This is a genomic window from Anabaena sp. FACHB-595 (assembly GCF_048568275.1).
In the GTDB taxonomy this organism is placed as follows: domain Bacteria; phylum Cyanobacteriota; class Cyanobacteriia; order Cyanobacteriales; family Nostocaceae; genus Trichormus.
The window spans coordinates 6,187,942-6,202,022 of sequence record NZ_CP183473.1 but is presented as its reverse complement, the minus strand read 5'-3'; the positions used below and the strand labels follow the sequence as shown (position 1 = coordinate 6,202,022).

Sequence of the window (14,081 nt, the reverse complement as noted above, 5' to 3'; positions counted from 1 at the left end):
TGACGGTTGACGGTTGACAGAATGGAAAGCCCTGAGTTGTCGGGGTTTTATCTTAGCTTGATGTCCTAATATATCTGGCTAGGGCTACTTAAATAGCCGTCAATTCTTTTGGTAGATGTTGAAAATCTTGTTGGGGTGATGCTGAATTGAGCATTTGTTGATAAATTTCCACCAATTCATCATTTAGCTTGTTCATGTCGTATTTTTCTTCAACACGTCCACGTCCAGCTTTACCCATTTTTTTCCACAATTCTGGATGTTCTATGAGATAGGTTAACTTATGAGCGATCGCCTCTGCATCTCGTTCAGGGACTAAAAACCCAGAAACCCCGTCTGTGACTAATTCAGGAATCCCCCCGTGTCTGGTACTAATCACAGGTAAACCCATCGCCATCGCTTCTTTTAAGGTGTTGACTGGTGCATCTTGATTACCATCTTTACCAGTTACACTAGGAGCCACAAAAATATGACATTTATCCAAAATATCAACAATCTCTTTTTGTTGTTTCCAGCCTAATAATTTCACATTTTGACTAAGATTTAATTCAAAAATTAGTTTTTCAAAATGTGTTTTCAGTTCTCCATCACCAATAATGTTATACTCAATATCGGGATAATTTTTTATGACTTGAGCAACAGCTTTAATTACATACTCAATCCCTTTTTTCTCTACCAAACGCCCAGTAGTAGCAATGCGGATAATACCATCATGAGGATAAGAGCGTTCTTGAAAAAAGAAACTGTTACTATCAATTCCTGAACCGTGGACATGAATTTTATCAGCATCACATCCCAACGCCACGGCTTTATCTTTAAAAAATTCGCAGTTAGCTAAGAAAAAGTCTGTTTCCTGGAATAGTTCTTGATAAACCTGTTCTCCCCATTTGGGTAAAAATTTACTAATATCTGAACCCCGGAAGGTGGAAATTAATTTACCCTCAATTAAACCAAGTTGGCGAAACCACACACCGAACACGCCCAAGGTGCTAAATTGACAGTGGATAATATCGTAAGATTTTGTTTTTAAAAATGGTAATGCTCGATAAAGCATTTTCAAGGATTTCGCCTGACTAACATAGCACGAAGTATTGAGTAATTGCAGACAGACGCTAGGGTTTTTATGAAAATTGATTAACAGTAGACTCAAGCCTTTTATCCAACGCCATAACTCATTATCTGGTCTAGTGGGAGCGTAAATTGTGCGTTCCATGAGGTGATATTGTTCGACCAAGGGATGCAATTTAGATGTATCTTGGGGAATACCATCAAGGGAGTAGATATCAACTTCATGTCCGCGTTCTATCGTACCGACAATTTGATTTAAAATGAAGGGTTCAGATAGCACAGGAAAATGGGCAACAAAAAATGCTACTTTCATATTTCGTAGTTAAATAGCGGTTAATTCTTTTGGTAGATGCTGCAAATCTTGTTGGGGTGATGCTGACTTGAGCATTTGTTGATAAATTTCCACCAATTCATCATTTAGCTTGTTCATGTCGTATTTTTCTGCAACACGTCCACGTCCAGCTTTACCCATTTCTTCCCACAATTCTGGATGCTCTATAAGATAGGTTAACTTATGAGCGATCGCCTCTGCATCTCGTTCAGGGACTAAAAACCCAGAAACCCCGTCTGTGACTAATTCAGGAATCCCCCCATGTCTGGTACTAATCACAGGTAAACCCATCGCCATCGCTTCTTTTAAGGTGTTGACTGGTGCATCTTGATTACCATCCGCAGCCGTCACACTAGGCGCGATAAAAATGTGGGTATTTTCCAGAATCTCCACAATTTCTTTTTGCTGCTTCCATCCCAATAATTTGACGATATGACCAATATTCAATTCTGTGATTAATTGTTCTAAATCTTCCTTTAAATCGCCATCGCCGATAACTTGATACTCAATATTGGGGTAAAGTTCAGCTACTTTAGCAACTGCACGAATAGCGTATTCAATCCCCTTTTTTTCTACCAATCTTCCTGTGGTCGCCACTTGTACTTTCCCATCAGCAGGAAAATAGCGAGGTTTGAAGGTGAACTTATTACAATCTAAACCAGAACCATGAATTATCAGTTTATCAGGATTGCAGCCTAAATTAATCGCGCGATCGCCAAAAAATTGACAATTTGCCAAGAAAAACTCCCCTTCCTGAAAGAGTTGCTCATAAACATCAATGCCATTTTCCTCGACATATTTACTAATATCAATCCCGCGAAAAGTCGTGATTAATTTACCAGAAATTATCCCCACTTCCCGATAGGCTAAAGCAATAGGCGCTAAAGTTCCGAATTGACAGTGAATAATATCATAAGAGCCATCTTTCAGTAACCCTACAATTCTGTAGAATGTTTTTAAAGTAGCTACTTCCTTGCCATATCTTCCCGGAATAAAAAATCGCCAAGTTTTGCAAGAACCCTGATGAATATTCCTAATGAATAAGCCAACACCTTTAAAAAAGCGCCAAATAAGATTGTTAGGAACATGAGGAGGGAAACATACACGTTCCATCAGCCGATATTCTTCCACAACCGGATGTAACTTCCCTGTATAATCCTTCGGTAAACCATTCACAGGATGAATACAAACTTCATGCCCCCTATCAATTAAACCCGTAATTTGGTTAAGAATAAAAGCCTCAGATAAAACCGGAAACCGCCAAACAATAAAAGCCACCTTCATAGTAAAACCTCCGCGTCACTCCGCGTAAACCTCCGCGATACTTTGCGTTTAAAAATTTTGCCTTTCTTCTCATTTCTCAAAAAATCCAAATGATAATTCAAATTCATCACCTCTAACTGCCCCGAAGCCAAATAACCATCAGGAAAATTAAGAATACTAATCCCACAATTTGACTGTTGAAGAGAATGATAAAACTCAGGACTTATCCCCAAAGCAGTCCCAATCAAAGCCCGATTTGTCCCCCCATGTGCAACTACCAACACAGTTTTACCTACGTTGTTTGGTAGTACTTCTCGCCAAAATTGTTGTACCCGTTGATATAAATTCAGCGCCGGATAAAACCGTGTTTTATTATCTATCTGCATCCAAAATTCATGCGGGCGCTGTTTCCAAAGTTGATATGCTTCAGGGAATATTTCCCGCACATATTGAAATGCTAATCCTTCCCAAGCAGGCATATCATTTTCTCTTAATTTTTCATCGATAAAAACTGCATTTTGGGGAAAATTAATTACCTCTAAAATTTCCTTAGCGGTTTCCTGCGCCCGCTTGAGTGAACTAACATAAACAGCATCAAAACATATTCCCTGGAGAAATTCCCCTGTAATTCGCGCATCCCTACGCCCAACTTCTGTTAATACTGACTCATCACTACTACCTTGATATAATCCCAAAGCATTAAACGTACTCTCTCCGTGGCGTAACAAAATCACGCGAGTTCCTACAGATTCTTCAAGCCTCAACTGCATAGATATCTCCTTCTGGTTCGACAATGCCTTGTATTTGATATAAAGTGGCGTAGTAACCACCCAAACGCATCAATTCTGGGTGAGTACCCTGTTCTAAAATGCTTCCACCCTCGACGTAGAGAATTATGTCTGCGTTTTCTACCGCTTTGAGGTTGTGGGAAATAATAAACGTTGTCCGCCCCTCGGTTAATTTGGCGAGTGCAGAATTGACTATATATTCACTCTTTTTATCTAAACCTGTGGTGGGTTCATCAAGAATGACTATCGGTGCTTGTCGTATTGCAGCACGAGCGATCGCAATTCTTTGTCTTTGTCCTCCTGATAGTGTACCACCGCGATCGCCCAAAATAGTATCGTAACCTTGGGGCAAATTCATGATAAATTCGTGGGCATTAGCCAGACGTGCAGCTTTTTCCACTTCCTTATCAGTAGCGCCCAATTTCCCATAGGCGATATTTTCCCTGACACTAACTGCAAATAACACACTCTCTTGTAAAACCACGCTGATTTGCTGGCGTAGAGAATTGAGAGTATATTCGCGGATGTCTTGACCATCGATTAAAATCCGCCCAGCTTCTGGGTCATAAAGCCGTAATATTAAACTGAGAAGCGTTGATTTACCGCCACCGGAAGCCCCTACTAAAGCAATTTGCTGTCCCGGTTGCACAGTCAAGCTAATATTTTTTAAAATATCTTTCCCTGTATCATAGCCAAAGAAAACATTTTCAAACCGCACTGCACCGAAGAAAGGATGGGCTGGTTTTGCCCCTGGTAAATCTTGTACATTGGGTTCATAATCCAGAATTTCTACTACTCGTTCACCGGAAGCGGTGGCTTTAGCGATTTGGCCGATTTGATTGGAGAGTTTCCGCATCGGTTCAAAAGCGTTTCGCAGATATGTCATAAATACCAACAGTTCCCCTGGTGTAAGTTCCTTGTGTAGCACCACATAAGAACCACGCCACAACACCACAGCAATGATAATTGCCATTAAAATTTGTACAGCCCTTTCTAGTGCGGCTGAAAGTCTCAGAGATTCGATGGCTTCATCTAAACTCTTTTGATTTTGAGTTGAGAAAACGCTGTGTAGCATTTCCTGAAGAGATAAGACTTGTACCACCTTAATAGCACCCATAGTTTCGCCAGTGGTTGCGGCTAAAACACCTTCAGAATCACGATGTTTTTTGGCAAACTTACGAATGCGGCTAATCATCTGACTAGTCAACAAAAATAACAATGGGAAAATCGCCGTCACGACTAACGCCAGTTCCCAATTTAGCCAAAACATAATCCCCAACATCCCCACCAACGAGAATGTATTGGTAAATAAAGGTAAGGCTGTTTTCACCGTTACAGTCCGCATCTTTTCAATATCGGCGGTGACACGGGTGATTAAATCCCCACTCTTAGATTTTTGGTGAAAAGATAAAGAAAGATGCTGTAAATGATGAAAAACATTAGCCCGTACTGTGGACAACACCCGCACCACAGCCAAAGACATTCCATAGGTGCTGATATATGCAGCAATGCTACCCACCCCAGAAATAACTACAATAGCCACAGTTGAGATAGTTAATAATACAACTGGACTCAATCCATAACTGTGAGTAAGATTTGTATTGTTATTGTGAGCAGGGATAAGGATGTAATCAAAAACATATTTTAAAGGCCAAGGTTCAAGCAAACGTAAGCCAGTTTCCAATAAGAGTGCCAAAAAAGAACCAGCTATTAAAAGTTTTTGTTGACGAATATAAGGCAAGAATTTATCTAATATCCGCAAGATTCCCGGAATAACACCCTTTAATTCCTTTTCTTTGGCTCGCTGACCCATTAATTATCTCTCTCCTTGGTTAACAAAATTTAGGGGGTTTAAATCCCCAGCTTCTATCAAGCTGCAAATTTGTGGCTTTTTCGTTTGTTTTTAAAAAGTTTTGAGATAATTAGCAGTGGCTTCTGCACCATTCAGGTTAAATTGAGATTGATGTACAGGTCTATTTTTGTTTAAACAGATGATGATTCTTTCAGCTAAATTAGATGCTGTTAAATTTTGTGGAAGAATAGAATCAACAATTCCTAGTTTCTCTAATTTTTGAGTCCGCAATAACTGTTCTTTATCTTGGTGTTCATGCCCAATGGGAACAACAATGGCACGCACACCTGTACTCAGAATATTCATGGTGGTGTTATAGCCACTTAAGCTTAAAGAAATATCTGCCGTTTTCATGTATTCCAACAATTGTAACGTATATGTAGCGATGTGAATATGACCGCGATCGCCTGCTATTTGTCTTAATTGATTTACCTGTGCTTCTGGCATAAAAGGGCCAGTAAATATTTTGATGATATGCGGTCTTAATGGAGCTAAAATTGAGCTTGCTGCTATCGCTGTTTCTAAAAGCTCATAGCCAATTCTGCCACCACCAACGCTGACTATAATTTTTGCTGTTTCTACGTTTACGTCACCCCATAATTGATGGGCATCATTGATATTAACTGTTGGGGATTGGGTGACAAATCCCGTATGAACAACTTCGCTTTTGATATATTGATAGTCACTAAAGCTCTCAGAAAATTTTTGGAAATTAGGGTCAGCATGGAATAGCAACAGATCAAAATAACGATTCATTAAATGGCAAATAACTGCCGTTTCTTCCGTATCACCCTCCTTACCAATCACATCACGTAAACTAGAAATGAGTTTCGTTCTGGGACTGGTAGTTTTGATATGCTCCATTAAAGGCAGTAATTCAAACAATAACTTATGTCTACCAAAGGGAAAAAATTCAGTGATTAAATAATCTGGTTTAATTCTATCAAATTCAGAAATCAAGAGATTTTTTCGCTTCTCCTTAACTGCTGCCACATCATTACAAGTATCCTCAACTCTAAAATTACCATCTTCTAACCAAAGTGCAGGTAATCTAATTAACTCTACTTGTAGCGGCATTTCAAAATCGGTAATTACAGGCCCACCATTAATGAAATAAACCTGAAAATCCTTAACTAAACTCCTCACTATTTCTGTGCTTCTGACTAAATGCCCAATACCGCTAAGGTACTGGCAATAAAACATGATCTTTTTCATAGTTAAATAGCCGTTCACAACTTGTTTGAGTTAACAGCAAAGCAATGTAAGATTTGAGTTTATCCAAACCCTCCATATTCAGTTTGACTGGAGACACAGGTAAATGATTAACGAGAGCTTTTTGCAATGTTGATGGCTGTAAATTCTCTGGAGTAATTACTGAAAACAAATCTAACTCAGCCATGCGTTGAGCGCGAATTAACTGCTCCTTAGATGGGTGCGAACGGGGGATGATGACCGCAGGTTTATTGGCACATATAATCTCGCAAACTGTGTTATAACCAGCCATCGAAACTATAGTATCTGCTGCTTGGATATAACTCATTAAATCGTCTGTAAATTCTCTCACCTGCACTTGAGGATTCTTTTCTGCTACATCAAGAATCTGTTGTTTTTGAGTGATAGGCATTTCGGGGCCAGAAATAATCAAACTTTTGTAGCGATTTGCTTCTGCTAATAAGTTAATAGCAGCAAGATAAGTAGCAACTAATTCATAGCCATCTTCACCGCCACCGGGAGTTACTAAAATCAACTTCTCCTCTGGTGATACTTGCAATTCGTCTCGAATCTGTTTAGGTGATTTTAGTCCTGGTTTACGTCCCATATAGCCGCAATAACGAGTTTTGCGGTTGATGACATGACAGAACTGATATTCTGTTACCGGATCAAAAACTTCTGGTGTTCCAACTATTAAAACTTGATGGTAAAATCTTTCTATAGCTGTATAGTAGCCGTTTTTGCGCCAATCAGCGATGGTTACTTCTGGTGAGTCGAGAATATCGCGCAGTAAAAGCACCAGCTTGCTTTGAGGAAGTTTGTGATGGAAATAATGAATCGTGTCAGCTAATTCATTTTTAAGACCATAAGGTTTCTTATCTACCAGGAATAAGTCTGGTTGAAAGTTAATCGCCGCAGAGAGAATCAATTGCGATCGCAATCTTACCGTCTCTTCCACCCCCATCCCCAAATACTTTACCGCAACTTCACCACTTGAGCCTCTATTCAAACAAGGCAATTTGATATAATCTAGACCTTTAGGTAAGCGAAATCCCTGTAACATGGGTGAACCTGAAAGCAATAAAATTGAGAGTTCAGGAATTTCTTGCAGCAAATGTTCGCAAATAGCTAACATTCTGCGGATATTACCAAGCCCGTATGCGTCATGGGAATACACCAGCATTCGCATAATTGTTACCAATTAAGTTGGGATATGTATGGCAGAAACATTTGTTTGATGTTTCCTTGCTAATACACATAATTACTGAATTATATTAATCCCTTATGAAATTTTCATGAGAAGGTTCTCATCAAGCTGTTAGGCTGATACGCAAGTATTTTTACCGCCCAGATAAGGCATATATCAATATTTTTAGATGAAACGAACAGGCAATATTTGAAATCCACAGATGTTTTCATAAGAATTTTCTCATCTTTTATTCATTAAGATTTCATAAACTGCGGGTTAAACTAACATTAATTCAAGGTTAAGTACGACTCAGTAGGAATTTACTTATGTAGAGAAACCAGCCAATTTAAAGAGCAGAAAGATCAGGAATCAAGTAGTTTGTAGGCAGAGATAAATCTACCAATATTCTACTTGCAATTCATCGAGATTTGTTATATTTCTGCTCCCCAAGCTGATTGGCAAATAAATTATTGTTAGTACTATTTTTAACTTGTTAAACTAGTACCTCAGTATCTCTACTTAATGGCTGACTTTTTATATGTATAAGGGTAGTTGACTGTCCTCAATGTCATCTATGTAGTGTGTTCCCATGAATCATTGCGGATTGCTAGATAAAAACTAGATTAGATACCGTGTTAAAAATTAGTCAGGAGTACAAATGAACAAATTGTTACCCCACTCTAGAATCATCGCCAGAACATCGGCTAGAATCACGTCTCATGAGGCTTGCAAATGCCGTATTGCGTTGTATTCCCACGACACAATGGGTTTAGGACACAAACGCCGTAATTTATTGATTGCCCAAACTTTAGGATTTTCACCCCTACAAACTGATATTTTAATGATTAGTGGCATTCCAGATGCCAGCAATTTACCAACACCACCAGGGGTAGATTGTTTGACTCTTCCATCTCTGCATAAAAACATTGATGGGCAATATCAAGCCAGGAAACTGGATCTATCATTGCAGGAAATTATTGCATTGCGATCGCAAGTTATCCTCGCAACGATAAAAACCTTTAAACCGGATATCTTGATTGTGGATAATGTCCCACGGGGCGCAGTCAGAGAACTAGATCCCACCTTAGAATACTTGCGTAGGGAAGGTAGAACCCATTGCATACTGGGTTTGCGCGATATCTTAGATGAACCCGCTTCCGTGCGTCGAGATTGGAAACGAGCAGCCAATGAAGAAGCGATTCAAACCTATTATGATCAAGTTTGGGTGTATGGCGATCGCAACATCTATGACCTAGCCAAAGAATATCACTTCCAGCCAAAAACCGCCGCCAAATTCCGCTACACAGGCTATCTTGACCAACGCAACCGCCTCAAATATCTAAATTTAGACACCGTTCAATCATTTAAATCCCTCAATCTACCATCTGAACGCCTAGTATTATGCCTAGTAGGTGGTGGACAAGACGGAGCGCAGTTAGCAGAAACCTTTGCCCATGCGGAACTACCACCAGGGATGAATGGTATAATCCTAACAGGCCCCTTCATGCCGCGAGAAGTCAGGCAAAAACTCCAGAACTATGCAGCGCAACGTGATAATTTGCGCGTGTTGGAATATTTAGCCGAGCCGACAATGTTACTCCATCAAGCCGAACGCGTGATTGCAATGGGTGGTTACAATACCACTTGTGAATTGTTGTCATTTGGTAAGCGATCGCTTATTTTACCCCGCGTCAAACCCCGAAAAGAACAATTAATTCGGGCTGAACGATTAAAAAAACTAGGCTTAATTGATTTTCTACACCCAGATAAATTAACATCGGCTGCATTAACCGACTGGCTAAAGCTTGACATTGAACCACCACCAGTCCGTAAATACGTCGATCTCAAAGGACTAACCCGCATTCCCCAATTCGTCCATGAAATCCTCATGTCTGCTCATCAAGAACCCCCACACGCAAAAGCTTCTTAAATAATCAACAGTCATAAGTCAACAGTTAACAAATATGCCCATGTCCGTCGCTTACGTCCTCAAACGTTATCCCCGCTATTCTGAAACCTTTGTCGTCAATGAAATTTTAGCTCATGAAGCGGCTGGCTTAGATATAAAAATTTTCGCTTTAAGACCACCATCAGACACACACTTTCAAAATATTATTTCCCAAGTGCGCGCACCTGTCACTTACATTCGCAAGCCACTCCAAGGACGGGTGAGCGATTCCCTCAATAGTCTTGCACCAACAGCCGCTAGTTATTTCTGGGCAGAATTACAAGAAGCCAGTAAAGCTATCCCTGATTTTTGGTCAAAATTGGCATTTGCTCAAGGGGAAAAAGCCAGCACTGTCTACCAAGCCGCATGGTTAGCACGAGAAGTCAAGCTCAAAGGTATCACCCATTTACACGCTCATTTTGGCACTGTAGCCACTAGTGTAGCTCGCCTAGCATCGCACTTTACAGGCGTTCCCTATACTTTCACTGCTCACGCTAAAGATATCTTTCATGAAAGCGTGGAATTTGCGGACATGGAACGTAAGCTAAAAGATGCGGCTAGTGTGGTGACTGTCAGTAACTACAATGTCAAATATCTGCAAAAAACATATAACCTAGCTGCAAACCAAGTCCAACGCATCTATAACGGTTTAGATTTACGACAATTACAATATTCTTCTCCGGCGGAACGTCCACCATTAATTATTTCAGTTGGTCGGTTAATTGAGAAGAAAGGGCTATCTGTTCTCATTGATGCTTGTGCAATTCTCAAGCAGAGAAATTATGAGTTTCAGTGTCAAATTGTGGGTACTGGTTCTTTAGAGTTTCCCTTGCGTCGGCAAATTATAGATTTGGGATTGCAATCTTGTGTGGAAATTATCGGCCCTCGTCCTCAAAATGAGGTGTTTCAATTAGTACAACAATCGGCTGTGTTTGCTGCGCCTTATGTGATTGGGAAAGATGGTAATCGGGATGGATTACCTACGGTTTTACTGGAAGCGATGGCTCTGGGAACTCCCTGTGTAAGTACGGTGGTGACGGGTATCCCTGAAGTTGTGTGTGATGGGGAAACTGGGTTGATTGTCCCACAATATGATGCGGAAGAATTAGCCACTGCGCTTGGAAAACTTCTGAAAGATCCAGCTTTGCGAGTGAGGTTGTCTACTCAGGCTAGGAGTTTGATTGAGTCTGAGTTTGATATTTGTCGTAATACGCGAGTTTTGAGGGAGTTATTTCTCACGCAGAGGAGGACACTTGCGTGGGCGGGTCTCCCGACTTGAGCAAAGTGTCCGTCGCGCAAAGACGCAAAGGAAAAGGCAAAGGTTTATACCAGTTGAAAAAAGAATGCTATCGATACACGTCCTCAAACCCTTGTGATATCAGGCTGCTTAAATTTTGAATTTTGTTCGCCCTTGGCGTTCCCGTAGGGTATTTTGAATTGATTTTAGGAGGTGTGAAGGGTGAGAGTTGCTTATATTTGTGCTGATGCGGGGATTCCTGTTTTTGGGCAGAAGGGTTGCTCTATTCATGTGCAGGAGGTGATCCGGGCTTTAAAAGGACAAGGTGGACAAGTTACACTGTTTGCTACTCGGATTGGGGGAGAGTTACCGGCGGATTTGGCTGATGTGGTGGTGCATCAACTTCCACCTGTTCCTAAGTTAGAACGATCGCAGCGAGAGCAGGTTGCTTTGGGAATGAATCCTGATTTACGGTTGAGTTTGGAGAAGTTTGGCTCTTTTGATTTGATTTATGAGCGTTATTCTCTTTGGAGTTATGGCGCGATGGAATATGCCCAAGATAGGGGAATTCCTGGTTTGTTGGAGGTGAATTCGCCTCTGATTATCGAACAGGCACAGCATCGGGGTTTAATTGATCGTGAAGGCGCGGAAGCGGTGGCGCGTCGGGTGTTTTCCGCCGCTACAGGATTGATTGCTGTTTCCGATGCGGTGAAAAGTTACTTGCTGGATTATGTGGATGGTAGCAAGGTTCATGTGATTCCTAATGGTGTGAATCCTCACCGCTTTTCTCATCGGCGTTCTGCAAGTCAATCAGATAGTTTTACGGTGGGTTTTGTCGGTACTCTGAAACCTTGGCATGGATTGCCCATCCTGACGGAAGCTTTTAGTTTACTGCATCAACGTGTTCCCCATGCCAAACTTTTGATCGTTGGTGATGGCCCTGAACGGGAAAATCTGGAAGCTGAATTAGCTGCACGGGGACTAGATGCTCATACTCAATTCACTGGTGCGGTGAATCCTGATGAAATTCCTCAGTTATTAGCTGCAATGGATGTGGCTGTTGCACCCTACGCCGCACAATCTGATTTTTACTTCTCGCCGTTGAAGGTGTATGAATATATGGCGGCTGGTTTACCTGTAGTTGTTAGTCAGATTGGACAATTGGCAGACTTAATTGATCCGGGGGTGAATGGTATGCTTTGCCCTCCTGGTGATGCGATCGCCTTAGCTGACACATTAGAACAATTATGGCGATCGCCTAATCTGCGTCACAGTTTAGGACAAGCGGCGCGAGAAACCGTGATAGCTCATCATACTTGGGATGCGATCGCAGGGCAAATTCTGCATCTAGCGTCTCCATTACCAGTGGAGGTGAAACTATAAATGCTAAAACCCAAAAAATCAGCTGTTCCCGGTTTGTGGGGAGTGCTGGCTTATTTCTGGCCTGATATTCGTCCCCAGTATGGATTACTTTTAGTTTCGGCGATCGCTTTAATTGCAGATGTCGGACTGAGAGTATTAGAACCTTGGCCACTCAAGTTTGTCTTTGATTACGTTCTGCTGCGCGGCGAAAGGCTCAATACTGTTCCCCTCATAGCTAATCTAGAACCAATCACATTACTGACATTCTCAGCCGTTGCAGTCTTAATTATTACAGGCTTACGCGCCCTGGCTGCCTATGGGAGTACTGTAGGATTAGCTATAGTCGGTAGCCGAGTCATGGCGAAGGTGCGGAATCGTTTATATTGTCATCTGCAAAATTTATCTTTGGCTTATCACACCAAAGCCCGTAGCGGTGATTTAATTATCCGTGTCAGTAGCGATGCTAGTCGTCTTCAAGAAATCATGATTACGGCAGCATTACCGCTAGTAGTCAGCATTCTCTCTCTATTTGGCATGATTGGGGTGATGTTCTGGATGAATCGTAGCCTCACCCTGCTGTCATTAATCACACTACCGTTCTTTTGGTTAGTCACTAACCGACTCAGCCAGCGCATCAAAGATTCCTCATTAAAGCAACGTCAACAAGAGGGGGCTGTAGCAGCAACGGCGGCTGAATCGATTGCGGCGATTAAATTAGTCAAAGCCCTCTCCCTACAGGATGCTTTTGCGCGAGTATTTGCTCAACAAAATCAAAGTAGTCTGAAAGAAAGCGTCAAAACCCAACGGCTGGCGGCTCACTTGGAACGTACTGTAGATGGGGTGATTGCAATGGGAACAGCAATTATTTTATGGTATGGCTCTTGGTTGGCTCTGCGAGATGCTTTAACCCCTGGGGATGTGCTGGTATTCCTTACCTACCTCAAGAACGCCTTTAAGCCAGTGCAGAACTTGGCTAAATACACGGGACGACTCGCTAAAGCGGCGGCTTCTGGTGAGCGTATCTTAGATGTGTTAAATCAGAAACCAGATATCAGTGATTCACCTGAAGCCTTCCCCGCCCCAATTTTCCGGGGTGCGGTGCGTTTTGATCGCGTCCACTTTGCATATAACTCAGGACGAGTGCTACTAGAAGACATCAATTTAAACATTCAATCGGGACAGCAAGTAGCGATAGTAGGGACTTCTGGTGGTGGTAAATCGACGTTAGTCAGTCTTTTATTACGGCTTTATGATCCCACATCTGGGCGGGTGATGATTGATGGGCGGGATATTCGAGAGTATACATTGGCATCATTCCGTTCCCAAATTAGTGTAGTTTTGCAAGATAGTCTCTTGTTTGCTGCCAGTATTAAAGAAAATATTGCCTACGGGATTGCTGGGGTGTCTGATGCGGAAATTGAAGAGGCGGCGCGTTTAGCTCATGCTCATGATTTTATCCAAGCTTTACCGCAAGGATATGACACCCTGGTGGGGGAAAGAGGCTCGACTCTTTCTGGGGGACAAAGACAACGGATTGCGATCGCTCGTGCGGCGATTCGTCAAGCTCCTATCTTGATTTTAGATGAACCTACTACGGGGTTAGATAAGGAAAGTGAGAAGGCTGTAATTGATGCTTTGCAAAGGTTGTCAGCAAATCGCACGACTTTTTTGATTACTCATGATCTTGATTTTGCTACTCGCGCAGATATGATTATTTATCTGGAAAATGGGCGGATAGCTGAACAAGGTTCTCATCTGGAGTTGATGCGGAAACATGGGCGTTATGCGGCTTTGTATGAGGTGCAGGCTTCTTTGAGGGTTTAGAGAGAGTTTT

General features: G+C 41.7%; 10 protein-coding genes. 4 read left to right on the top strand and 6 right to left on the bottom strand.

What is annotated here, in order from left to right; all coding sequences use genetic code 11:
* Positions 1–88 precede the first annotated feature (88 nt).
* From ACN222_RS25950 to ACN222_RS25925, 6 genes are all read right to left on the bottom strand, one after another.
* Positions 89–1,378 (bottom strand): glycosyltransferase, encoded by a 1,290-nt coding sequence (locus ACN222_RS25950; RefSeq protein ID WP_010999326.1) that lies wholly within the window; start codon positions 1,376–1,378, stop codon positions 89–91.
* Positions 1,379–1,387: 9 nt separating this feature from the next.
* Positions 1,388–2,680 carry a colanic acid biosynthesis glycosyltransferase WcaL gene (locus ACN222_RS25945; RefSeq protein ID WP_010999325.1) on the bottom strand — a complete coding sequence of 431 codons (1,293 nt, stop codon included), beginning with the start codon at positions 2,678–2,680 and terminating at the stop codon, positions 1,388–1,390.
* Entirely contained in the window at positions 2,677–3,429 is a 753-nt protein-coding gene (locus tag ACN222_RS25940) for a histidine phosphatase family protein (protein WP_049942516.1), read from the bottom strand. Before ACN222_RS25940 ends, ACN222_RS25945 begins: the two co-directional genes overlap by 4 nt.
* On the bottom strand, positions 3,413–5,260 hold the full coding sequence (locus tag ACN222_RS25935; RefSeq protein WP_010999323.1) for an ABC transporter ATP-binding protein: 1,848 nt from the start codon (positions 5,258–5,260) through the stop codon (positions 3,413–3,415). Before ACN222_RS25935 ends, ACN222_RS25940 begins: the two co-directional genes overlap by 17 nt.
* 90 nt (positions 5,261–5,350) lie before the next feature.
* On the bottom strand, positions 5,351–6,502 hold the full coding sequence (locus tag ACN222_RS25930) for a glycosyltransferase family protein (RefSeq protein ID WP_231865497.1): 1,152 nt from the start codon (positions 6,500–6,502) through the stop codon (positions 5,351–5,353).
* Positions 6,480–7,700 carry a glycosyltransferase family protein gene (locus ACN222_RS25925; protein ID WP_010999321.1) on the bottom strand — a complete coding sequence of 407 codons (1,221 nt, stop codon included), beginning with the start codon at positions 7,698–7,700 and terminating at the stop codon, positions 6,480–6,482. The genes ACN222_RS25930 and ACN222_RS25925 overlap by 23 nt, the downstream gene beginning before the upstream one ends.
* Positions 7,701–8,358: 658 nt before the next feature.
* On the opposite strand from ACN222_RS25925, the gene ACN222_RS25920 reads away from it, so the two are divergent.
* The 4 genes from ACN222_RS25920 (at position 8,359) to ACN222_RS25905 (ending at position 14,071) form a co-directional block, all read left to right on the top strand.
* A complete protein-coding gene (locus ACN222_RS25920; protein ID WP_010999320.1) occupies positions 8,359–9,630 on the top strand; it encodes a glycosyltransferase family protein in 1,272 nt (423 codons plus the stop codon).
* A 34-nt stretch (positions 9,631–9,664) separates the two neighbouring features.
* Positions 9,665–10,927, top strand: a complete 1,263-nt coding sequence (locus ACN222_RS25915; protein WP_044522546.1) for a glycosyltransferase — start codon at positions 9,665–9,667, stop codon at positions 10,925–10,927.
* Positions 10,928–11,107: 180 nt separating this feature from the next.
* The gene (locus ACN222_RS25910; protein WP_010999318.1) at positions 11,108–12,268 is read left to right on the top strand and encodes a glycosyltransferase family 4 protein; all 1,161 of its coding nucleotides are present in this window, start codon (positions 11,108–11,110) and stop codon (positions 12,266–12,268) included.
* Positions 12,269–14,071: an ABC transporter ATP-binding protein gene (locus ACN222_RS25905; protein ID WP_010999317.1), complete on the top strand. Its 1,803-nt coding sequence runs from the start codon at positions 12,269–12,271 to the stop codon at positions 14,069–14,071.
* The last annotated feature ends 10 nt before the right edge of the window (positions 14,072–14,081 follow it).